At 76.6% G+C, this 21,775-nt stretch carries 20 protein-coding genes and 1 riboswitch; of the genes, 15 read left to right on the top strand and 5 right to left on the bottom strand.

The window, feature by feature from the left end; genetic code table 11:
- Window positions 1-26: 26 nt before the first annotated feature.
- The 9 genes from metK (at window position 27) to ACYVI6_RS02255 (ending at window position 9,997) form a co-directional block, all read left to right on the top strand.
- Complete coding sequence (metK, locus tag ACYVI6_RS02295; protein WP_460444818.1) at window positions 27-1,232, top strand: methionine adenosyltransferase; 1,206 nt, start codon at window positions 27-29, stop codon at window positions 1,230-1,232.
- Between the two features lie 489 nt (window positions 1,233-1,721).
- Window positions 1,722-3,746: a primosomal protein N' gene (locus tag ACYVI6_RS02290; protein WP_460444869.1), complete on the top strand. Its 2,025-nt coding sequence runs from the start codon at window positions 1,722-1,724 to the stop codon at window positions 3,744-3,746.
- A gap of 64 nt (window positions 3,747-3,810) precedes the next feature.
- Window positions 3,811-4,758 carry a methionyl-tRNA formyltransferase gene (gene fmt, locus ACYVI6_RS02285; RefSeq protein WP_460444817.1) on the top strand — a complete coding sequence of 316 codons (948 nt, stop codon included), beginning with the start codon at window positions 3,811-3,813 and terminating at the stop codon, window positions 4,756-4,758.
- A 413-nt stretch (window positions 4,759-5,171) separates the two neighbouring features.
- Window positions 5,172-6,518, top strand: coding sequence for an RsmB/NOP family class I SAM-dependent RNA methyltransferase (locus ACYVI6_RS02280; protein WP_460444816.1), 1,347 nt, complete (start codon window positions 5,172-5,174; stop codon window positions 6,516-6,518).
- An 89-nt stretch (window positions 6,519-6,607) separates the two neighbouring features.
- On the top strand, window positions 6,608-7,264 hold the full coding sequence (gene rpe / locus ACYVI6_RS02275) for a ribulose-phosphate 3-epimerase (RefSeq protein WP_460444815.1): 657 nt from the start codon (window positions 6,608-6,610) through the stop codon (window positions 7,262-7,264).
- Between the two features lie 101 nt (window positions 7,265-7,365).
- Window positions 7,366-7,494: riboswitch (FMN riboswitch) on the top strand.
- A gap of 151 nt (window positions 7,495-7,645) precedes the next feature.
- Complete coding sequence (locus ACYVI6_RS02270; protein ID WP_460444814.1) at window positions 7,646-8,356, top strand: nicotinamide mononucleotide transporter family protein; 711 nt, start codon at window positions 7,646-7,648, stop codon at window positions 8,354-8,356.
- A gap of 22 nt (window positions 8,357-8,378) precedes the next feature.
- Window positions 8,379-8,642 carry a phosphoribosyl-ATP diphosphatase gene (locus ACYVI6_RS02265; protein WP_460444813.1) on the top strand — a complete coding sequence of 88 codons (264 nt, stop codon included), beginning with the start codon at window positions 8,379-8,381 and terminating at the stop codon, window positions 8,640-8,642.
- A 51-nt stretch (window positions 8,643-8,693) separates the two neighbouring features.
- Window positions 8,694-9,542 carry an ATP phosphoribosyltransferase gene (hisG, locus tag ACYVI6_RS02260; RefSeq protein ID WP_460444812.1) on the top strand — a complete coding sequence of 283 codons (849 nt, stop codon included), beginning with the start codon at window positions 8,694-8,696 and terminating at the stop codon, window positions 9,540-9,542.
- Window positions 9,539-9,997 (top strand): PH domain-containing protein, encoded by a 459-nt coding sequence (locus tag ACYVI6_RS02255; protein ID WP_460444811.1) that lies wholly within the window; start codon window positions 9,539-9,541, stop codon window positions 9,995-9,997. The genes hisG and ACYVI6_RS02255 overlap by 4 nt, the downstream gene beginning before the upstream one ends.
- Before the next feature lie 4 nt (window positions 9,998-10,001).
- Here the strand turns inward: ACYVI6_RS02255 and ACYVI6_RS02250 are convergent, their stop codons facing one another.
- From ACYVI6_RS02250 to ACYVI6_RS02240, 3 genes are read right to left on the bottom strand one after another with little or no spacing between them, the layout of a single operon-like run.
- Window positions 10,002-11,207 carry an MFS transporter gene (locus ACYVI6_RS02250; RefSeq protein ID WP_460444810.1) on the bottom strand — a complete coding sequence of 402 codons (1,206 nt, stop codon included), beginning with the start codon at window positions 11,205-11,207 and terminating at the stop codon, window positions 10,002-10,004.
- The gene (locus ACYVI6_RS02245) at window positions 11,200-12,387 is read right to left on the bottom strand and encodes an FUSC family protein (RefSeq protein WP_460444809.1); all 1,188 of its coding nucleotides are present in this window, start codon (window positions 12,385-12,387) and stop codon (window positions 11,200-11,202) included. The genes ACYVI6_RS02250 and ACYVI6_RS02245 overlap by 8 nt, the downstream gene beginning before the upstream one ends.
- Window positions 12,356-12,841, bottom strand: coding sequence for a uridine kinase family protein (locus ACYVI6_RS02240; RefSeq protein ID WP_284287130.1), 486 nt, complete (start codon window positions 12,839-12,841; stop codon window positions 12,356-12,358). The genes ACYVI6_RS02245 and ACYVI6_RS02240 overlap by 32 nt, the downstream gene beginning before the upstream one ends.
- 109 nt (window positions 12,842-12,950) lie before the next feature.
- Here ACYVI6_RS02240 and ACYVI6_RS02235 point away from each other — a divergent pair, with 109 nt between their 5' ends.
- Entirely contained in the window at window positions 12,951-13,793 is an 843-nt protein-coding gene (locus tag ACYVI6_RS02235; protein ID WP_460444808.1) for a DUF4184 family protein, read from the top strand.
- A gap of 9 nt (window positions 13,794-13,802) precedes the next feature.
- Window positions 13,803-14,573, top strand: coding sequence for an imidazole glycerol phosphate synthase subunit HisF (gene hisF, locus ACYVI6_RS02230; protein WP_460444807.1), 771 nt, complete (start codon window positions 13,803-13,805; stop codon window positions 14,571-14,573).
- Window positions 14,574-14,608: 35 nt separating this feature from the next.
- Here hisF and ACYVI6_RS02225 read toward each other — a convergent pair whose 3' ends face one another.
- Window positions 14,609-15,241, bottom strand: coding sequence for a TIGR03085 family metal-binding protein (locus ACYVI6_RS02225; protein ID WP_460444806.1), 633 nt, complete (start codon window positions 15,239-15,241; stop codon window positions 14,609-14,611).
- A 53-nt stretch (window positions 15,242-15,294) separates the two neighbouring features.
- Between ACYVI6_RS02225 and ACYVI6_RS02220 the strand changes: the two genes are divergently transcribed.
- Window positions 15,295-17,253 (top strand): ABC transporter ATP-binding protein, encoded by a 1,959-nt coding sequence (locus tag ACYVI6_RS02220; RefSeq protein WP_460444805.1) that lies wholly within the window; start codon window positions 15,295-15,297, stop codon window positions 17,251-17,253.
- A 56-nt stretch (window positions 17,254-17,309) separates the two neighbouring features.
- Window positions 17,310-19,103 (top strand): ABC transporter ATP-binding protein, encoded by a 1,794-nt coding sequence (locus ACYVI6_RS02215; RefSeq protein ID WP_460444868.1) that lies wholly within the window; start codon window positions 17,310-17,312, stop codon window positions 19,101-19,103.
- Window positions 19,104-19,107: 4 nt separating this feature from the next.
- Here the strand turns inward: ACYVI6_RS02215 and ACYVI6_RS02210 are convergent, their stop codons facing one another.
- The gene (locus ACYVI6_RS02210; protein WP_284287121.1) at window positions 19,108-19,638 is read right to left on the bottom strand and encodes a DinB family protein; all 531 of its coding nucleotides are present in this window, start codon (window positions 19,636-19,638) and stop codon (window positions 19,108-19,110) included.
- Between the two features lie 65 nt (window positions 19,639-19,703).
- Here ACYVI6_RS02210 and hisI point away from each other — a divergent pair, with 65 nt between their 5' ends.
- Together hisI and ACYVI6_RS02200 are read left to right on the top strand one after the other, a co-directional pair.
- Complete coding sequence (gene hisI / locus ACYVI6_RS02205) at window positions 19,704-20,150, top strand: phosphoribosyl-AMP cyclohydrolase (protein WP_460444804.1); 447 nt, start codon at window positions 19,704-19,706, stop codon at window positions 20,148-20,150.
- On the top strand, window positions 20,147-21,694 hold the full coding sequence (locus ACYVI6_RS02200; protein ID WP_460444803.1) for an anthranilate synthase component I: 1,548 nt from the start codon (window positions 20,147-20,149) through the stop codon (window positions 21,692-21,694). The genes hisI and ACYVI6_RS02200 overlap by 4 nt, the downstream gene beginning before the upstream one ends.
- Window positions 21,695-21,775 lie beyond the last annotated feature (81 nt).

Raw genomic sequence — 21,775 nt, 5'->3', positions numbered from 1 at the left:
CAGCAGCCGCTGCACCGAGGAGTCACGTGTCGTCGCTTCGCCTGTTCACGTCCGAGTCCGTCACCGAGGGTCACCCCGACAAGATCTGCGACCAGATCAGCGACTCCATCCTCGACGCCATGCTCGAGCAGGACCCCCGCAGCCGGGTGGCCGTCGAGACGATGGTGACCACGGGGCTCGTGCACGTCGCCGGCGAGGTCACCACCAGCGGCTGGGTCGACATCCCGCGGATCGTGCGCGACACCGTGCTGCGGATCGGCTACGACTCCTCCACCAAGGGCTTCGACGGCGAGTCGTGCGGCGTCGAGGTGTCGATCGGCGCCCAGTCCGCCGACATCGCCCAGGGCGTCGACGAGGCCTACGAGCAGCGCACCGGCGAGACGCACGACCAGCTCGACCTGCAGGGCGCCGGCGACCAGGGCCTGATGTTCGGCTACGCCAGCGACGAGACGCCGCAGCTCATGCCGCTGCCGATCTTCCTCGCCCACCGCCTCGCCGAGCGCCTCACCTCGGCCCGTCGCGACGGCGCGCTGCCGTACCTGCGCCCCGACGGCAAGACCCAGGTGACCATCGGCTACGACGGCGACCGCGCCGTGCGCCTCGACACCGTCGTGCTCTCCACGCAGCACGCGGCGAACATCTCCCTCGAGGGCATGCTCGCCCCCGACATCGAGACCCACGTCGTGAAGCCGGTGCTCGCCGAGCTCGACCTCGAGCTCGACACCTCCGACCTGCGCCTGCTGGTGAACCCCACCGGCCGCTTCGAGATCGGCGGCCCGATGGGCGACGCCGGCCTCACCGGCCGCAAGATCATCGTCGACACCTACGGCGGCATGGCCCGCCACGGCGGCGGCGCCTTCAGCGGCAAGGACCCCTCGAAGGTCGACCGCTCTGCCGCGTACGCGATGCGCTGGGTGGCCAAGAACGTCGTCGCCGCCGGCCTCGCCACCCGCTGCGAGGCGCAGGTCGCCTACGCCATCGGCAAGGCGCACCCGGTCGGCCTGTACGTCGAGACGTTCGGCACCGAGACCGTCGACGCCGCCCGCATCTCCGACGCCATCCGCGAGGTGTTCGACCTGCGCCCCGCCGCGATCATCCGCGACCTCGACCTGCTGCGTCCGATCTACGCCCGCACCGCGGCCTACGGTCACTTCGGCCGCACCGACGCCGACGGCTTCACCTGGGAGCGCACCGACCGCGTCGACGCGCTCAAGGCAGCCGTCGGCGCCTGACCCGCTCGCCCGGAGCCGGCACCCGCCCCTGGTGCCGGTTCCGCCGGAGTCCTCTGAAGCGCGCCACGTGAAGTCGGCCCGCGCACCGTTCGAGGGGTGTGCACGCCCAGGGAACGGTGCCGCTGCCACAGGGAGCGCCACCCGGACGGCGTGCGGCAGCACGCCGCGGCCCCGCCCCTGGCGCCGTGCCCGCTGCTGCAGCGGGCCACGTGAAGTCGGCTCGCGCACCGTTCGAGGGGTGTGCACGCCCAGGGAACGGTGCCGCTGCCACAGGGAGCGCCACCCGGACAGCGCCGCGGCCGCGCGACCCTGGTGGAACCGCTGCGGCGGCACCCGGGCGGCCCGTCGTCCACAGGCGCGACCCGGGCGGCGGCACCTGACGGTGGCGTCGGGTAGGAATGACGCGTGACCGAGGCGGCAGGCGACGAGCAGCTCGCGCTGGTGCCTGCCCAGGTGCGGGCAGCCGCCAGACCGCGGTTGCCGAAGCCCGTGCCCGGTCCGGCGGCGGTCGACCCCGTCGCCGAGGTGGTGGTCGACGTCGGGCTGCCGCACCTCGACCGCCCCTTCGAGTACCTCGTGCCCGAGCCGATGTCGGACGCCGCCGTGCCCGGAGCGCGCGTGCGGGTGCGGTTCGGCGGCCAGGACCTCGACGGCTTCGTCGTCGCGCGCCGCGCTGAGGCCGAGCACGTCGGACGGTTGGCCCCGCTGCGCCGCGTGGTCTCGCCCGAGCCGGTGCTGGGGCCCGGGCTGCTCGCGCTGTGCCGCGCGGTGGCCGACCGCTGGGCCGCGTCGCTGCCCGACGTCGTGCGCCAGGCGGTGCCGCCGCGGCACGCGCAGGCCGAGGCGCAGCACGCCGACGACCCGCCGGCCGAGGTGCCGTCGCGGCCGGGGCCCGGTGCGTGGGCGCGGTACCCGGCCGGGCCGGCCTTCCTCGACCGGCTGGCCGGGGGCCAGGCGCCGCGCGCGGCCTGGACGGCGACGCCGAGCGCCGACGAGCCGGCAGGTGACTGGCCGGCGGCGTTCGCCACCGCCGCGCTGACCGCCGCCGCGTCCGGGCGCGGTGCCCTGATGGTGCTACCCGACCGGCGGGACGTCGACCGGGTCGAGCAGGCGCTGGAGGGGCTGGCCCCGGCCGGCAGCTGGGTCGCGCTCACCGCCGACCTCGGCCCGCGGGCCCGGTACGCCGCCTGGCTGCGGGTGGCCCGGGGTCAGGTGCGGGTCGTCGTCGGCACCCGCGCAGCCGCGCTCGCGCCGGTGCACGATCTCGGGCTGGTGGCGTGCTGGGACGACGGCGACGACCTGCACGCCGAGCCGCGCGCGCCCTACCCGCACGTGCGCGAGCTGCTGGTGCTGCGCGCCGAGGCGTCGGGCGCCGCCGCGCTGCTCGGCGGCTTCGCGCGCACGGCCGAGGTGCAGCAGCTGCTCGACCAGGGATGGGCCCAGCCGGTCGAGGCGCCGCGTTCGGCGCTGCGGTCGGCGGCCCCGCGGGTGCAGCTGACCGGCGAGGGACCGGAGCCCGAGCGAGACCCCGCAGCGGCCAGCGCCCGGCTGCCGTCGCTCGCGTGGCGCACGGCGAAGCAGGCGCTCGAGGTCGGGCCGGTGCTGGTGCAGGTGCCGCGTCGCGGCTACGTGCCGGCGGTCGCCTGCCGCACCTGCCGCACCCCGGCGCGGTGCCCGGCCTGCCACGGACCGCTCGCCCTGCCCGACGCCGGCGGCGCCCCCGTGTGCCGCTGGTGCGGGCGCGCGGCCGTCGACCGCAGCTGCCCCGAGTGCGGCGACCGCGCGCTGCGGGCCCTCGTCGTCGGTGCCAGGCGCACCGCCGAGGAGCTGGGCCGCGCCTTCCCCGGGGTCCCCGTGCGCACGTCGGGCGGCGGCAGCGTGCTCGGCCACGTCCCGGGTGCCCCGGCGCTCGTGGTCAGCACACCGGGTGCCGAGCCCGTCGCCGAGGGCGGGTACGCCGCGGCGCTGCTGCTCGACGCCTGGGCGCTGCTCGATCGGGCCGACCTGCGTGCCGGCGAGGAGGCGCTGCGCCGCTGGCTGGGCGCTGCGGCGCTGGTGCGCGGCTCGGGTGCCGGCGGTCAGGTGGTGCTGGTCGCGCCGGCCGGGCTGCCACCCGTCGAGGCTCTGGTGCGCTGGGACCCGGGCTGGCACGCCGCGCGCGAGCTGGCCCTGCGCCGCGAGCTGGGCTTCCCCCCGGCGGCCACCGTGCTGACGCTCACCGGTGACCCCGAGGCGGTGCGGTCGCTGCGCTCGGTCACCCCGCTCGAGCCGCTCGACGGCGCGGGCGAGGCGCTCGGCCCGGTGCCGCTCCCGGCGTCCGGCGCGAGCGGTCCGGGCCGGGGGAGACCCGGTCCGCCGGCCGACGACGAACCGGCCGTGCGGGTGCTGCTGCGCACCGACGAAGGGCACGCGGCGCAGCTCGTGCGCGCCGTGCGCGGCGGCGTCGCGGTGCGCAGCGCCCGCAAGGCGGCGGGCAGCGTGCGGGTGCAGCGCGACCCCCTCGACCTCGTGTGACCGTGCCGGGGCGGTGACGCCCCCTCCTAGACTCGAGCCCCCACCCCTCACCGATCGGAGCCACGTGCGCCTGCTGTTCGCCGGGACGCCTGACGTCGCCGTGCCGTCCCTCCGGGCGCTGCTCGACTCCGCCCACGAGGTCGTCGCGGTGCTGACCCGTCCCGACGCACCGGCCGGGCGCGGCCGCCGGCTGCTGCCGTCGCCCGTGGCCGAGGTCGCGCTCGAGGCGGGCATCGAGGTGCTGCGGCCGCCGACGCCGCGCGACCCCGGGTTCCTCGAGCGGCTCACCGAGCTGGCGCCCGAGTGCTGCCCGGTCGTCGCGTACGGCGGGCTGGTGCCGCAGCCGGCGCTCGACGTCCCGGCGCACGGCTGGGTGAACCTGCACTTCTCCCTGCTGCCCGCGTGGCGCGGTGCCGCCCCCGTGCAGCACGCGCTGCTGGCGGGCGACCCGGTGACCGGCGCGTCGACCTTCCGGCTCGAGCGCGGGCTCGACACCGGGCCGGTCTACGGCGTGATGACCGAGGCGGTGCGGCCCGACGACACCAGCGGCACCCTGCTGGCCCGGCTCGCCGGCGGCGGTGCGGGCCTGCTCGTCACCACCCTCGACGGCATCGCGGACGGCTCGCTGCAGGCGCGGCCCCAGCCGGCCGAGGGGGTCAGCCTGGCCCCGAAGCTCGAGGTCGCCGACGGCCACGTCGACTGGACGGCGACCGCCGAGCAGATCGACCGCCGGGTGCGGGCGTGCACCCCTGCCCCAGGTGCCTGGACGACGCTCGGCACCGACCGCCTGAAGCTCGGTCCGGTGCAGCCGGTCGAGGCCGCGGACGCGGAGGCGCTGGCCGCGGGCTGCGTGCGGGTCGGACGGCGCGACGTGCTGGTGGGCACGGCGACCCGGCCGGTGCGGCTCGGCACGGTGCAGGGCCCAGGCAGGAAGCCGGTGGCCGCGGCCGACTGGGCGCGTGGCGTGCGCGACCTCGACGGCCGCGTGCTCGGTGAGCCGGTGCCCGCATGAGCGAGCGCGACGGCCGCGACGCCCGAGGCGCCGGTGGGCGCGGCCAGGGTTCGCGCGGCGGCGACTCGCGCGGGGCCGGCCCCGCCGGTGGACCCGGTGGACCTGGCGGGCCCCGAGGTGCCGGCGGCTCCGGCGGTCGAGGGGCCTCCGACGCTGGCGGGTCCGGTGGAGCCGGTGGAGCCGGTGGAGCAGGTGGAGCAGGTGGCGCAGGCGGCGCAGGCGGCGCAGGCGGCGCAGGTCGTGCGGGTGGTGGTGGGGTCGGGGCAGGGCGCACTGGTGCCGGCGCTCCTCGTGCTGGCGGTGCCGGCGGCGCACGGTCGGGCGGGGCACCAGGTCGTCCGCAGCGCTCGCGGCAGCGTCCGGCGGAGCGGGCCCGGCGCACCGACCCGGCGCGGCAGGCGGCGTTCGAGGCGGTGCGGGCGGTCGACGAGCGCGACGCCTACGCGAACCTGGTGCTGCCCGAGATCCTGCGCGAGCGGCGCCTCAGCGGGCGCGACGCCGCCTTCGCCACCGAGCTGGTCTACGGCACGCTGCGGCTGCGCGGTCGCTGGGACGCGGTGCTGGCGGCGTGCGTCGACCGGCCGCTCGCCGACCTCGACCCCGCCGTGCTCGACGCGCTGCGCATGGGCACCCACCAGCTGCTCGGCATGCGCGTGCCGGCGCACGCGGCGGTGGGGGAGAGCGTGGCGCTGGTCCGCTCCGCGGTGGGGGCGGGGGCCGCGGGCCTCACGAACGCGGTGCTGCGCAAGGTCGGCGCCGACGACGAGGCCGGGTGGCTGGCGCGGGTCGCGCCACCGGTCGCCGACGGGCTCGCCGAGCACCTCGCCGTGGTCAGCAGCCACCCGCTGTGGGTGGTGCGGGCGCTGCGCGAGGCGCTCGCCGGGCGCGGTGCGAGCGACGTCGACGACGAGCTGCGGGCGCTGCTCGACGCCGACAACGACCGTCCGCTCGTCACGCTGGTCGCCCGACCCGGCCTGAGCGACGTGGGCGAGCTGCTCGAGGCCGGGGCGCAGCCCGGGCGGTGGTCGCCGACGGCGGCGGTGCTGCCGTCCGGTGACCCCGGCGGGCTGAACGCCGTGCGGCACGGACGCGCCGGCGTGCAGGACGAGGGCAGCCAGCTCGTCGTGCTGGCGCTGGCCGCGGCCCCGCTCGACGGCCCCGACGCCACCTGGCTCGACCTGTGCGCCGGGCCGGGCGGCAAGTCGGCCCTGCTCGGTGCGGTGGCCGCCGGGCGCGGTGCGCGTCTGGTCGCGTGCGAGGTCTCGGAGCACCGAGCCGCCCTCGTGCGCCGGGCCGTGCAGACGCTCGGACCGGCGGTCGAGGTGCGGCACGTCGACGGGCGCACGATCGGCACCGACGAACCCGCCCGCTACGACCGGGTGCTGGTCGACGCGCCCTGCACGGGCCTGGGCGCGCTGCGGCGGCGACCCGAGGCGCGCTGGCGGCGGCGTCCGGCCGACGTCGGCGAGCTCGGGCCGCTGCAGCGCGAGCTGCTCGGCTCCGCGGTCGATGCCGTGCGCCCCGGCGGCGTGGTCGCCTACGTCACCTGCTCGCCGCACGTGGCCGAGACCCGGTTCGTGGTCGACGACGTCGTGCGCCGCCGCGGCGACCTCGAGCTCCTCGACGCCGGACCGCTGCTCCGCGACGCCACCGGCGAACCCGTGCCCGGCACCGGGCCCGGGCCGACGGCGCAGCTGTGGCCGCACCGGCACGGCACCGACGCCATGTTCCTCGCGCTGCTGCGCCGCACCGACGGCTAGGCGACGAGCGGTCCAGGCGCTGCAGCACCCGGCCGCGGTGGCGCGCCCCGAGCGGCCGCGCCCGGCGTCGCTGCCCTAGATTCGAGCGCGTGCAGATCTCGCCGAGCATCCTGTCCGCCGACTTCGCGAACCTCGAGGCGGAGCTCGGCCGGATCGCCACCGCCGACTGGGCGCACGTCGACGTCATGGACGGGCACTTCGTGCCGAACCTGACGCTGGGCCTGCCCGTCGTCGAGGCGCTCGCCCGGGTGACGCCGGTGCCGATCGACGCGCACCTGATGATCGACGACCCCGACCGGTGGGCTCCGGCGTACGCGGAGGCGGGAGCGCGCAGCGTCACGTTCCACGCCGAGGCGGCCGCCGCGCCGGTGCGGCTCGCCCGCGAGCTGCGGGCCCAGGGAGCGCGCGCTGGGCTCGCGCTCAAGCCGGCGACCCCGATCGAGCCCTACGCAGACCTGCTGCCCGAGGTCGACATGGTGCTGGTCATGACCGTCGAGCCCGGCTTCGGCGGCCAGTCCTTCCTCGACGTGGTGCTGCCGAAGATCCGCCGCACCCGGCAGGCGATCCGCGACCGCGGCCTCGACGTGTGGCTGCAGGTCGACGGCGGGGTGTCGGTCGACACCATCGAGCGCGCGGCGGACGCCGGTGCCGACGTCTTCGTCGCCGGGTCCGCCGTCTACGGCGCGGACGACGCCGCCGGCCAGATCGCCCGGCTGCGCGAGCTCGCCGCCACGCACGCGCACTGACGCGCCGGACTCGCTGCACCGCGGCGGGACCGGGGGGCGAGACGCCGCGGAGGGGGTGTCGCAGCCGTCGGCCGGGGGATCTATGCTCGGCCCGTAAGCACACGCGTGCTCCGGGGTCGGTGCAATTCCGAACCGGCGGTGACAGTCCGCGACCCGACCGCAGCCAGCGGTCGGTTGACCTGGTGGAACTCCAGGACCGACGGTGAGAGTCCGGATGGGAGGAGCCGCGCGGCGTGCGCCGACCGTCGTGCGTCGGTGCCGTCGCGGCCGTCGTGCGCGCCGCGGACCCACGTGCACCGCGGTGCGAGTCGGCGTCCCCTCCCGTGCCGCCACCCCGGCGTGCGCACCGGGAACGACGGCGAGGCGAGAGGCACGACGACCATGAGCTGGGCGAGCACGCTCTACGAGGCGCACCTGACCATCAGCGGGCACGAGATCACGTACCGCGAGATCGTCGGCAACCTGTTCGGACTGGCGTCCGCGGTCGGTGGCATGCGCCGCCGGGTGTGGGCGTGGCCGGTCGGCATCGTCGGCAACGTGCTGCTGTTCACGGTCTTCGTGGGCACCGCGCTGGGCAGCGAGCAGGGCGGCACGCCGCTCTACGGGCAGGCCGGCCGGCAGGTCTTCTTCATCATCACGAGCGTCTACGGCTGGGTGGTCTGGCGGCGCAGCAGGCGCGCGGCCGCAGACGCGCCGGCGGTGCGGCCGCGCTGGGCGAACGGTCGCGAGCGGCTGGCCTACCTGGTGACGGCCGGCCTCCTGGTCGTCTTCTGCTACTGGCTGTTCCAGCAGATCGGCGCCGGCTTCCCGGCCCCGTGGTGGTACTACGTCGCCGACTCCTGGATCTTCGTCGGCTCGATGCTCGCCACCTTCGCGATGGCCCGCGGCTGGGTCGACTTCTGGCTGTGCTGGATCGCCGTCGACCTGGTCGGCGTGCCGGAGCTGATCCACTTCCAGTACTACCCGTCGGCGGTGCTGTACGCCGTGTACGCCGTGTTCGTGATCTGGGGCTTCGTGGTGTGGCGCAGGGTCGCCCGCGACGCCGCGCCGGCGCTCGGCCTCGGCGACCCGGTGGCGCAGGCCACCTCGTAGCGCCCCGGTAGGCTCGGCGCTCGTGAAGACCTTCGACGACCTGTTCGCCGAGCTGTCGGTCAAGGCGACCGAGCGGCCCGAGGGGTCGCGCACCGTGGCCGAGCTCGACGCCGGCGTGCACGCCATCGGCAAGAAGGTCATCGAGGAGGCCGGCGAGGTCTGGATGGCCGCCGAGCACGAGAGCGACGAGCGGACGGCCGAGGAGATCAGCCAGCTGCTCTACCACCTGCAGGTGCTCATGCTGGCCCGCGGGCTGAGCCTGGCCGACGTCTACGCGCATCTGTGAGCGGTGGCCCCGCGCCCTCGCCCACCTCGTAGACCCACCCCAGGAGCACCCGTGCTGCGCATCGCCGTCCCCAACAAGGGCTCGCTCGCCGAGCCCGCCGCCGCCATCCTGCGCGAGAGCGGCTACCGCCAGCGCAGCAGCAGCCGCGAGCTGCGGCTGAGCGACCCGACCAACAACGTCGAGTTCTTCTTCCTGCGCCCGCGCGACATCGCGGTGTACGTGGGCGGCGGCACGCTCGACGTCGGCGTCACCGGCCGCGACCTGCTGCTCGACTCCGGCGCCGACGCCGAGGAGGTCATGTCGCTCGGCTTCGGCGCCTCGACCTTCCGGTACGCCGCGCCGCCCGGCACGGTCACCGACGTCGACGCCATCGCCGGGCGCCGGGTCGCGACCTCGTACCCGGGGCTGGTGCGCGCGCACCTCGCCGAGCGCGGCGTGACCCCGGCCGACGTGGTGCGGCTCGACGGCGCGGTCGAGACGTCGGTGGGGCTGGGCGTCGCCGACCTCATCGCCGACGTCGTCGAGACCGGCACCACGCTGCGCGGCGCGGGGCTGGAGGTCTTCGGCGAGCCGATCCTGCGCTCGGAGGCGGTGCTGGTGCGCCGGGCCGGCAGCGAGCGCGACCCCGCCGTCGAGGTGCTGCAGCGCCGGCTGCAGGGCGTGCTCGTCGCCCGGCAGTACGTGATGGTCGACTACGACGTGCGGGTCGAGCTCGTGGAGCGGGCCTGCGAGCTGACGCCGGGTCTCGAGTCGCCGACGGTCAGCCCGCTGCACGACCGCGGCTGGTGCGCGGTGCGCGCGATGGTGCCGCGGGCCGGCACGAACGCGATCATGGACGAGCTCTACGACCTGGGCGCCCGCGCCATCCTGGTGACCGACATCCTCGCCTGCCGCCTGTGAGCCCCGACGCCGGCCGGGTGGGCGACCCGTACGCCGTGCTTCGGCCGCGCCGCGGCCGGGCGGTCGCGATCGGCATCGCCGTCGCGTCGCTCGTGGTGTTCGGCGGCCTCGCGCTGGTGCTGCCGGCCACCGGCGACTGGAGCGCCGTCGACTCGGCGCTGCTCGCGGGGTTCGGGCTGCTGCTCGTGGCGATGATGTGGCGGTTCGCCACGCTGCGGGCCGACCCGTCGCCGTCCGGGCTGGTCGTGCGCAACGTGCTGGTGACCACGACGGTGCGGTGGGCGCAGATCGAGCGGGTGCGCTTCGGCGGCGGCGACCCGTGGGTGCTGCTCGACCTCGACGACGGCGTCGAGCTGGCGGTCATGGCCGTGCAGAAGGCGGACGGCGAGCACGGACGTCGCGAGGCCGGCCGGCTGGCGGCCCTCGTGCAGGCGGGCCGCGAGCGGCAGGCCTGACGGCTCAGGGGGTCTGCGGCCGCCGCGGGTGCAGCCGGGTGGCGACGACGAACCACGGCACGGCCAGTGCGGCGAGCACGGCGTAGGGCACCGTGTAGCCACCGGACGCGTCGCGCAGCACGCCGAGCAGCACCGGCCCGACCGCGGCCGTCGAGTACGACAGCAGGAAGGCCATCGCCGACAGGCGCGCGCTCGCGGCGGGGTCGGCGGCGTAGTCGACCATCAGGATGAGGCCGGTGCCGAAGCCGGACCCCAGGCCGAGCCCGCTGACCCCGGCCCACACCCACGGCGCCAGGTCGGGTGCGAGCAGCAGCCCGAGGATGCCGACGAACACGCACGCCACCGAGGGCACCAGCACCCACCGGCGGTCGGGCACGCGGTCGGCGAGCGCGGGTCCGGCGACGCCGGACAGGATCTGCGTGGCGCTCCACACCGACAGCAGCAGCCCGGCGCGGCCGGCGCTCCAGCCGCGCGCCTCGTACGACGCGGGCAGCCACGCCAGCAGGCTGTAGAACTGCAGCGACGACAGGCACATCGAGCCCGCCACCAGCCACGCGCTGCCGTGCCGCCAGGGCAGCGCCACCCGGCGTCCGGGCTCGGGCACGTGCCGCGACGAGCGGACCACCGGCGCCCACGCCGCGACGGCGACCAGCGCGGGCACCGCCCACACCGAGAGGGACGCGGGCCACGAGCCGAGCGCGTCGGCGAGCGGCACCGCGAGGGCGGAGGCCGCGGCGGCCCCACCCATCATCGACAGCATCACCACGGCGGTCGCCGCCCCGGCCCGGCCGGCGAAGCGCGACTTCACGAAGCCGGGCAGCAGCGTGCCGCCGACCGCGACGCCGAAGCCGGCCACCAGCGTGCCGAGGTAGAGCAGCGGCAGGTGCTCGCCGCCGAGCCGCAGCCCGCTGCCCACCGCCAGCGCCGCGACGGCCAGCCAGATCGCGACCTCGCGTCCCCAGCGGTGCGCGATGCGCTGCGCCACCGGCGCGAACAGCCCCATGCAGAGCACCGGCAGGGTCGTGAGCGCGCCGGTCCAGCCGCGCGAGACGTCGAGGTCGGCGCCGATGCGCTCGACGAGCGGCGGCACGGCGGTCAGCGCCAGCCGGAGGTTGAGGGCGACGGCGACCACCCCGAGCACGAGCACCGCCCGGGCGGGCGCGCGGGTGCCGGCGTCGGGTGCCTCGGTGGCGGTCAGCGGCTCAGTCATCGACCGGCTCCTCGGGGTCGGGCACGACGTCGGGGCCGGGACCGACCAGCGACTGGGCGCCGGCGTAGTCGAGGCCGGTGCACTCCAGCAGGTCGACGACGATCGAGCGCAGCTGGGCGAGCACGACGTCGGCCGACAGCCCGTGCCCGGTGGCCACCAGCGCCGAGTCCGCACCGACCCGCACCAGGCGCTCGCGGGCGGGGTCCGGGCCGCGGTGCTGGCGCAGGTCGTCGGCGATGCCCGCGGTGGCGGTGGCCAGCGCGTCGAGCAGCCCGAGCGTGCGGTCGGGCAGCGGCTCCCGCCGTCGCACCACGACGGTCACCCGCCGCAGCAGCACGCGGGCGTTGCGCACACCGCGGTCGAGCGGGTCGGCGAGCTGCGCGACGACCTGCACGTCGTCGCGGTGCTTGCGGCGGAACGGCGACGACTGCGCGACGCTCAACGCGTCGGCCGCGGTGTCGCGGACGGCGGCGACGAGCGCGTCGCTCTCCCGGGCCCGCGCCAGGGTGCGGTACGCCAGCTCGACGTCGCCCTCGCGGACGGCGCGGGCGGCGTCGGTCAACCAGCCCGAGAGCTCGTCGAGCGCCCGACCGGCGGCCTCCCGCGGGCGGCGCAGCGGCGTGCCGGGCTCGAGCCCCGCGACCGCGAGCGCGGTGACGCCGCCGCACACGGCGTCCTCCCAGCGCCCGAGGCCGTACGACGCGCTGGGAGGTGCCAGCGCCAGGATGATCGCCGACTGCACGCCGGCCTGCGTGGTCATGAGCGGCCCGGCGTCGAGCAGCACGGCGATCGTCATGGCGACCGCCACGACCAGGGCGATCTGCCACGGTCCGGACCCGACGAGCTGCACGCTGACGTCGCCGAGGAAGACGCCGACGGCCACGCCGACGGTGATCTCGGCGACCCGGCGCAGCCGCTGCCCGTAGCCCAGCCCGAGCCCGACGATGGCCGCGACCGGCGCGAAGAACGGCTGCGGGTGGTCGAGCACGGTGCGGGCCAGCACCCAGGCGACGCCGGCGGCGACGGCGCACTGGAGCACGTGCGGCAGCAGCCGGCGCAGCCGCGTGACCCGCGTGCGCAGCGACGGCGGGCGGGTCAGCGCGCGCAGTCGCTCGGTGAGCTGCCGGTCGATCGGCTCGTCGGGCCCGTCACCCGCGGAGGACGACGTCCGCGCGCTCACGCGTGCCCTCCCGTCGGTGGTGCACCTGCTCGGCGGCGGCCCACTGCCGCCAGTGCGGACGGTAGCCGACGCCGTCGCGGCGCATCGCCCGCCCGTAGCGCTCGGCCTCGGGTGCCTCGACCCAGAGGAGCACGTCGAGGTGCGTCGCGCACGCCCGGGCGCCCGCCCCCACGCCCTCGAGCACCACGACGTCGCGGCGCGGGGCGGTGTGCCACTCGGCGTACCGGCCGGCGACCCAGTCGAACCGCCGCCACCTGGCCGGCCGCCCGTCCGCCAGCGGGGCCAGCGCCCACGCGACCACCCGCGGCACCGAGGCCTCGAGCCCGCCCCAGCCCGGGTACACGTCGTCCAGCCGGATCACCGCGGCGCCGAGCGCGGCGGCCAGCCGGTCGGCCAGCACCGACTTGCCCGACCCGCTCGGCCCGTCGACCCCGATGACGAACGGCCGGCTCACCCCTCGACCCTAGGCGCGGTGGGCGGCCCGTGTGAAACGTCGGTGAGGGTCGCGGGCGGGGCCGGCGCAGCGGACGTCGGGAACCGCCGCCCGCACCCAGACTGGGCGGGTGCCGTTCACCGTCTCGCACGTCGCCGTCGTGCTGCCGGCCCGCTGGCTGCCGGCGCGGCTCGTGCTGCCCGCAGCGCCCCTGGTGACCGGCGCGATGGTGCCCGACCTGCCGATGTTCCTGGGCAGCAGCCTGCGCTCGACGACGCACGCGTGGAGCTCGGTGCCCACCCTCGACGCGGCGCTCGCCGTCGGCACCGCGCTGCTGTGGACGCTCGGGCTGCGCGACCTCGTGCAGCGGCTGGCGCCCGGCCTCGCGGCCCGCTGGCACCCCGCACCGCTCGGCCGCGCGTCGGCCGGGGGCACGGCGCTGCGCTGGTACCTCGCCGGGCTGGTCGGCTCCGCCAGCCACCTGGCCCTCGACGCGTTCACCCACGAGGGGCCGTTCGTCGAGCGGATCCCGCTGCTCGCGCACCGCGTCGGGCCGTTCGAGGTGGCCGGCTGGCTGCAGTACGGCCTCAGCGCCGTCGGGCTCCTCGTGCTCGCGGTGTGGGCGCTGCGCTGGTGGCGCACCACCGAGCCGCGCCACGAGGTGCTGCCGCCCGGCGTCCCGGCCCTGCGCACCGGGCCGGTGCTGGCGCTCGCCGGCGGCCTGCTCGCGCTCGGCACGGTGGTGGGACTGGCGCAGGGGCTCGACGCGGCGCGCGACGCGGGGCCCGGTAGCCACCACCTGTGGCAGCTGCAGCTGCTGTCGGCCCGCGGGGCGTTCGCCGGCGGCGGCGTGGTGCTGGCCGGGGTCTCCGCCGTCGCGGTCTGCTGGCGGGTCGGCCGGGCGACGGGCAGGTGGCCGGAGCCCGCACCCAGTGCCCGGCCGCTGCCCGAACCCGCCGGCCGCCGTCGATAGGCTCGCCGGGTGAGCCTCGCCGTCCGCGTCATCCCCTGCCTCGACGTCGACGCCGGGCGCGTCGTGAAGGGCGTGCGCTTCGAGGGGCTGCGCGACGCGGGCGACCCCGTCGAGCTGGCCCGCCGCTACGACGCCGAGGGCGCCGACGAGCTGACGTTCCTCGACGTCACCGCCTCCAGCGACAGCCGCGAGACGACGTACGAGGTGGTCTCGCGCACCGCCGAGCAGGTGTTCATCCCGCTGACGGTCGGCGGCGGGGTGCGCACGGTCGCCGACGTCGACCGGCTGCTGCGCGCGGGGGCCGACAAGGTGGGCGTGGCGACCGCGGCCGTCGCCCGGCCCGAGCTGGTGGCCGAGGTGGCCGACCGCTTCGGGGCGCAGGTGCTGGTGCTCAGCCTCGACGTGCGCCGCTGCCCGCCCGGCACCGAGACCGACTCCGGCTACGAGGTGACCACGCACGGCGGCCGTCGGGGCACCGGGCTCGACGCGGTGGCGTGGGCGGCGCGGGTCGCCGAGCTCGGCGCCGGCGAGATCCTGCTCAACGCGATGGACGCCGACGGCACCCGCGCGGGCTTCGACCTGCCGCTCGTCGGCGCGGTCAAGGCCGCGGTCGCGGTGCCGGTGATCGCCAGCGGGGGAGCGGGCAGCGCGCGGCACTTCGCCGAGGCGGCGGACGCCGGAGCGGACGCGGTGCTCGCCGCCAGCGTCTTCCACTTCGGCGACCTGTCGGTGCGCGACGTCAAGCGCGCGCTGGCCGACGCCGGTCACCCGGTCAGGTAGCCGCCAGGTCGGGCAGCCGCCACCCGGTCGGGTGGCTACCGGCCGCTGGTCGAGCTGCGCAGCTGCTCGACCGCCGCGCCGGCGCCGTCGAGCTCGACCCGCGCGACCCGGCGGCGGCCGAAGGCGAACAGCACGACCTCGGCCACCGCGCCCTCCACCCGCACCACCGGGTGCCCGCGGTGGGCGACGATGCGGGGCAGGCCGGGTGCGACGAGCTCGACGCCGACCGGTGCCGTCCGCAGCGCCAGCCGGCCGACCACCTTCGTCGCTGACCACAGCGCCCGCTCCAGGTCCGGGTCGAGCTCGCGCGGCGCCCAGTCGGGCTGGGCGCGCCGCACGTCCTCGTGGTGCACGAAGAACTCCGCGGTGTTGATCGCCTCGTCGAGCGGGCCCAGCCGCAGCGGGCTCCACGCGGGCGGCCCGCTGCGCACGTCCTCCACCAGGTCGGTCCAGGGTCGGCCGGCCAGCGCCTCCTGCCCCCGCTCGGCGCGCTCGCGCAGCGGCGGCACCAGCATCGCCGCCTGCAGGTCGGGGCGGCGGTCGCGCACCACGAGGTGGGTGGCCAGGTCGCGCGTCAGCCAGCCCTCGCACTCGGTCGGCTGGTCGGGGCCGACGGCGAGCAGGGTGTCGCTCAGGGCCTGGCGCTCGGACTGGGCGTAGCGGCTCATGCGCAGAGCCTCGCACCAGGCGCTGTCGGCGGCACGTGAGAGGCTCTTGGCTCGTGCCCAGCCAGACCCTGCAGACCCAGCCGTACACCGTCCGCAGGGGGCTGTACGTGCTGGGTCAGGGCATCCGGCGGTCACCGAAGGCGTTCGCGCTCGCGGTCGTCGGCAGCGCGCTCTACGGCGTGATGACGGCCGGCACGGCCTGGGCGCTGGGCCGGGTCACGGCCGACGTCGTCGAGCCCGCCTTCCGCGCGGGCACGGTCACCGCGGGGCAGCTGGCCCGCGGCGGCGGGCTGATGGCGGCGGTCGCCGTGCTGCTGACGATCGGCGTCGTCGTGCGCCGCGTCGCCGCCGGGTTCACCGTCTACGACCTCGGCGCGATCTACCGCCGCCAGGTCACCGCACAGTACCTGCGGCTGCCGCTCGCCTGGCACGGCCAGCACCCGACCGGGCAGCTGCTGTCGAACGCGAACGCCGACGTCGAGGCCACCTGGCAGGTGTTCGCGCCCACGCCGATGGCGATCGGCGTCGTGGTGATGCTGCTCGTGGCCGCGATCTCGATGCTGTCGGCCGACCCGGTGCTCGCCGTCGTCGGCTTCTGCGTCTTCCCGGCGGTCTTCGTCGTCAACCTGCTCTACCAGCGCGTGATGTCGCCGCGGGTGACGCAGGCGCAGGCGCTGCGGGCGGACGTGTCGGACGTCGCGCACGAGAGCTTCGACGGCGCGCTGGTCGTGAAGTCGATGGGCCGCGAGCAGGCCGAGACCGACCGGTTCGCCGTGGTCTCGCACCGGCTCCGCGACGCCAACGTGGCCGTCGGTCGCACCCGCGGCACCTTCGACCCGGTCATCGAGGCGCTGCCCAACCTCGGCACCCTCGTGGTGCTGGGCGTCGGCACCTACCGCGCGGCGAGCGGGAGCACCGACACCGCCGACGTCGTGCAGGTCGCCTACCTGTTCTCGCTGCTGTCGTTCCCGGTGCGCGCGCTGGGCTGGGTGCTGGGCGAGCTGCCGCGCAGCGTCGTCGGCTGGGACCGGCTGCAGGCCGTGCTGACGGCGAGCGGCGGGCTGCGGCACGGCGACCGCACGCTGTCGTCCGGCGGCGCGGCCGGGCTGCGCCTCGACGGCGTCGAGTACGCGTACGTCGAACCCGACGGCACGCAGGTGCCGGTGCTGCGCGGCGTCGACCTCGAGGTGCCACCCGGCCGCACCGTCGCCGTCGTCGGCGCCACCGGCTCGGGCAAGTCGACCCTCACCACGCTGCTCGTGCGGCTGGCCGACCCCGACGCCGGGCGCGTGCTGCTCGACGGCGTCGACCTGCGCGAGGTCGTCGAGGGCGGGGTGTCGGCGACCGCGGCGCTGGTGCCGCAGCAGTCCTTCCTCTTCGACGACACCGTGCGCGGCAACGTGACCCTCGGCGACGACGCGCTCGAGGACCCCGACGACCGGCGGGTGTGGGCGGCGCTGCGGCTCGCCCGGGCCGACGGGTTCGTCGCGGCCCTGCCGCGCGGGCTCGACACGCGCGTCGGCGAGCGCGGCGCCTCGCTGTCGGGCGGGCAGCGGCAGCGGCTCTCGCTGGCCCGGGCGCTGGTGTGGACCTCGGCGCTGCTGGTGCTCGACGAGGCCACCAGCTCGGTCGACACCGCCGTCGAGCAGCAGATCCTCGCGGGCCTGCGCCGGGGTGCGGACGGCGCCGGTGCCGACGGCAGCACGGTGCTCGTCGTCGCCTACCGCAAGGCGACGATCGCGCTGGCCGACGAGGTCGTCTTCCTGCGCGACGGGCGGGTGCGCGACCACGGCACGCACGCCGAGCTGAGTGCGCGCGACGCGGCCTACCGCGACCTGGTCGACGCCTACGAGCGGCAGGCGGCCGACCGCGAGGCGGCTCGGCTCGACGAGCTCCGGGACGCCGCCGGGCCCGACGACGCAGTGGCCGCCGGCCCCGCCGGCCCCGCCGGCCCCGCCGATGCCGCCGATCCAGTCGATCCCGTCGACGCGGACGAGCAGGTGACCCGGTGACGGCGCAGCCGGACGCACCGGTCGAGGAGCCCGACGGCGCCGTGGCCGACGACGAGGTGCTCGGTGCGGACGCCGGGCGGATCGGCGCGGCGGCCGCGCCCGGTGCGGTGCAGACGCTGCGGCGCGGCGTGCAGCTGTCGCCCGAGCTGCGGCGCGGCATCGGCTGGACGCTGCTGCTGGCGGCGGGCGCGACGGCCGGCCGCGTGGTCGTGCCGTTCGCGGTGCAGCAGACCATCGACCACGGCCTGCTGGCGGACGGCGGCCCCGACGCCTCCCGGGTCGGCCGGCTGCTGGTCGGGGGGGCGGTCGTCGTGGCCCTCACCGCGGTCTGCGCCTACCTGGCGAACGTGCGGCTGTTCCGGGCGACCGAGGCCGGGCTGGCGACGCTCCGGGTGCGCGCCTTCCGGCACGTGCACGACCTGTCGGTGCTGACGCAGAGCACCGAGCGCCGCGGCTCGCTGGTGTCGCGGGTGACCAGCGACGTCGACACCATCTCGAACTTCGTGCAGTACGGCGGGCTGCTGCTCGTGCTGTCGACGCTGCAGCTGACCATCGCGACCGTGCTCATGCTGGTCTACTCGCCGCTGCTGACCGGTGTGGTGTGGCTGTGCTTCCTCCCGGTGTTCCTGCTGGCGAAACCCATGCAGCGCAAGGTGTCGCAGGCCTACGGACTGGTGCGCGAGCGGGTCGGCGAGGTGCTGGCCGCGGTGTCGGAGTCGGTCGTGGGCGCGGCCACCATCCGGGCGTACTCGGTCGAGCGGCGCACCGCCCAGCGCGTCGACCACGCGGTCATGCAGCACCGCCAGGCCGCGGTGTCGGCGCAGGTGCGGGTGGCCACCACCTTCTCGTTCGGCGTCCTGGTGAGCGGCCTGGTGAGCGCGGTCGTCGTGGTGGTCGGCACCTGGCGGGGTGTGCACGGGCACGTGACGCTCGGCGAGCTGCTGGCCTTCCTGTTCCTGGTGCAGCTGTTCACCGGCCCGGTGCAGGTCGGCACCGAGGTGCTGAACGAGATGCAGAACGCGATCGCCGGGTGGCGTCGGGTGCTCGCCGTGCTCGACACGCCGGCCGACGTCGCCGACCCGGGCGCGGCCGGCACGCCGCTGCCGCGCGGGCCGATCACCGTCACCTTCGAGCACGTGTCGTACGCCTACCCGGCCGGCCCGACCGTGCTGCACGACGTCGACCTGAGCATCGCGCCGCGCAGCCGGGTCGCGATCGTCGGCGAGACCGGCTCGGGCAAGACCACCTTCGCCAAGCTGCTCACCCGGCTGATGGACCCGGCGAGCGGCCGCGTGCTGATCGACGGCGTCGACGTGCGGCAGGTGCCGTTCGAGACGCTGCGCCGCCGGGTGGTCATGGTGCCGCAGGACGGCTTCCTGTTCGACACCTCGCTGCTCGACAACACGCGGTTCGCCCGGCCCGGGGCGAGCGTCGACGACGTGGTGCTCGCCTACACCGAGCTGGGGCTGGCCGACTGGCTCGAGGGGCTGCCGCACGGCCTCGACACCGCCGTGGGGCAGCGCGGCGAGCAGCTGTCGGCCGGTGAGCGGCAGCTGGTGGCGCTGGCCCGCGCCTACCTGGCCGACCCCGACCTGCTGGTGCTCGACGAGGCCACCTCGGCGGTCGACCCGGCCACCGAGGTGCGCATCCAGCGCGCGCTCGACGGCCTCACCCGCGGCCGCACGTCCATCGCGATCGCGCACCGCCTGTCGACCGCGGCAGCAGCCGACGAGGTGCTGGTGGTCGACGCCGGGGTGGTCGTGCAGCGCGGCCCGCACGACGAGCTCGTCGCCGTGCCGGGGCCGTACGCCACGCTGCACGAGAGCTGGGTCGCGCAGCAGGGCATGTAGCTGCTCAGCCGGTGCCGACGTCCCAGGCGTGGTGCACCACGTCGTGCAGGTGGTACCGCGCCAGCGAGGTCACGGTGAAGCGCGAGCCGTTCGACCGGCGTCCGGGCCGCTCGACGTCGTCCGGCGTCAGCGACTCGAGTCGCACCGCGACCTGTTCGGCGCCCGCGACCAGGTCGCGGGCGACGTCGGCGGGCGGCTGCCCGGGGTAGTCGCCCGCGGCGGCCGCGGCGTCCTGGTCCCAGTCGGCGAACAGCGGGTCGTCCGCGCGCAGCATCTGCTCGTAGCGGCCGCCGAAGACCCGGTGCACGTCGCGCACGTGGCACGCGTACTCCAGCGGCGACCAGGTGCGCGGTGCCGGGCGCCGTGCGACGTCGGGACCGGTCAGCACGCCCGCCCACCCGGCCGCGTTCTCGCGCAGCGCCTGCGGCACCTGGGCGAGGGCCGTGCCGGCGGCGTCGAAGCCGCACTCGGGGCAGGGGCGCTCCAGCACCCACGTCCAGTCCTTGGTGTCCGGCGTCGCCGGGGGCAGCGTCATGCCCGGCAACCTAGCGACGTCACCCGGCCCCGGCACCGCCTGCCGGGGTCGGGCACGATGGGGCCGTGACGACCGTGCCCCAGCCCACCGCGCTCGACCCCGCCCTCGCGGCCCGCCTCAAGCGCGACGACGCCGGCCTGGTGTGCGCGGTGGTGCAGCAGCACGACACCGGCGAGGTGCTGATGGTCGGCTGGATGGACGACGAGGCGCTGGCCCGCACGCTCGGCACCGGGCGGGTCACCTTCTGGAGCCGCAGCCGGCAGGAGCTGTGGCGCAAGGGCGACACCAGCGGCCACGTGCAGCTGGTGCGCTCGGTGGCCCTCGACTGCGACGGCGACGCCCTGCTGGTGCGCGTCGACCAGGTCGGGCCGGCGTGCCACACCGGCAGCCGCACCTGCTTCGACGGCCGCGACCTCGGCGCCGTCGTCGGCCCCGACCTGGCCTCCGTCGACGCCGTCGACGCAGTCGACGCCGTCGACACCCTCGAGACCATGGTGGGGGAGCGGCCGTGAGCGTCGAGCAGCCCGACCTGACCTTCGGTCGCACCTGGCCCGACCGCGAGACGTTCCGCGAGCTGGCGCGCGACCGGCGCGTGGTGCCCGTGGTGCGCCGCCTGCTCGCCGACGCCGAGACGCCGCTCGGGGTGTACCGCAAGCTCGCCCACGACGCGCCGGGCACGTTCCTGCTCGAGTCGGCGGAGCACGGCGGCGTCTGGTCGCGGTACTCCATCGTCGGCGCGCGGGCGATCGCCACCCTCACCGAGCACGAGGGCGAGGCGCACTGGATCGGCACCCCGCCGGTCGGCCTGCCCACCTCGGGCGACCCCACCGCCGCGCTGCGCGACACCGTGGCGGCGCTGCGCACCCCGGCCCTGCCCGGCCTGCCGCCGCTCACCGGGGGCCTGGTGGGCGCGCTCACCTACGACGTCGTGCGGCGCTGGGAGCAGCTGCCCGACGGCAACGACGACGACCTCGGCCTGCCCGAGATCACGATGATGCTGGCCACCGACCTCGCGGTGCTCGACCACGCCGACGGCTCGGTGCTGCTCGTCGCGAACGCCGTGAACCACGACGACACCGACGAGCGCGTCGACGAGGCCTGGCAGGACGCCGTCGGGCGGCTCGACCGGATGACCGCCGAGCTCGCGCAGCCGGCGGTCAGCACGGTGGCGGTGCCCGGCGACGAGGACCCGAAGGTGCGCCCGCAGCTCTTCGAGCACGAGTACGGCGCGATGGTCGAGCGGGCCAAGGAGTCGGTGCGCGCCGGCGACGTCTTCCAGGTGGTGCCCTCGCAGCGGTACGAGCTCGACTGCTCCGCCGACGCGCTCGACGTCTACCGGGTGCTGCGCGCCTCGAACCCCAGCCCCTACATGTACCTGCTGCGGCTGCCCACGGTCGACGGCCGGCAGTACGACGTCGTCGGGTCGAGCCCGGAGGCGCTGGTCAAGGTCACCGGCCGCCAGGTGCTCACCCACCCCATCGCCGGCACCCGCCCGCGCGGCGCCACGCCCGAGCTCGACGCCGGGCACGCCGAGTCGCTGCTCGCCGACGACAAGGAGCGCTCGGAGCACCTGATGCTCGTCGACCTGGCCCGCAACGACCTGGCCAGGGTGTGCGACGCCGGCACCGTCGAGGTGCTCGACTTCATGCAGGTCGAGCGCTACAGCCACGTGATGCACCTGGTCTCGACCGTCGTCGGCCGGCTGCGCGACGACCGCACGGCGTACGACGCGCTGGTCGCCACCTTCCCGGCCGGCACGCTGTCCGGTGCCCCGAAGGTGCGCGCCATGCAGCTCATCGACGACATGGAGCGCACCCGCCGCGGCCTCTACGGCGGCGTCGTCGGCTACCTCGACCTCGCCGGCGACCTCGACATGGCGATCGCGATCCGCACCGCCGTGCTGCGCGACGGCACCGCCTACGTGCAGGCCGGCGGCGGCGTGGTCGCCGACTCCGACCCCGTGGCCGAGCACACCGAGTCGGTGAACAAGTCCATGGCGGTGCTGCGCGCCGTCGCCGCGGCCAACGGCCTGCACGCCGTGCGCGGCCGCCCGTGAGCACGGCGGCACCGGAGCCGGTGGGCTCGACGCGCACCGCCCGCGGACGTCGCGAGCGCACGCTCGCGGTGCTGCTGGCGC

The sequence above is a fragment of the Angustibacter aerolatus genome (assembly GCF_054776675.1).
The sequence above is the reverse complement of the archived record's forward strand: the minus strand, read 5'-3'. Positions and strand labels throughout refer to the sequence as shown.

Excerpts from the sequence above, each read along its gene's own strand:
- ACYVI6_RS02270 (WP_460444814.1), top strand. The coding sequence starts at position 7,646 with ATGAGCTGGGCGAGCACGCTCTACGAGGCGCACCTGACCATCAGCGGG.
- ACYVI6_RS02210 (WP_284287121.1), bottom strand. The coding sequence starts at position 19,638 with ATGACGCTGCCCCCGGCGACGCCGGACACCAAGGACTGGACGTGGGTG.
- ACYVI6_RS02225 (WP_460444806.1), bottom strand. The coding sequence starts at position 15,241 with ATGAGCCGCTACGCCCAGTCCGAGCGCCAGGCCCTGAGCGACACCCTG.
- ACYVI6_RS02250 (WP_460444810.1), bottom strand. The coding sequence starts at position 11,207 with ATGACTGAGCCGCTGACCGCCACCGAGGCACCCGACGCCGGCACCCGC.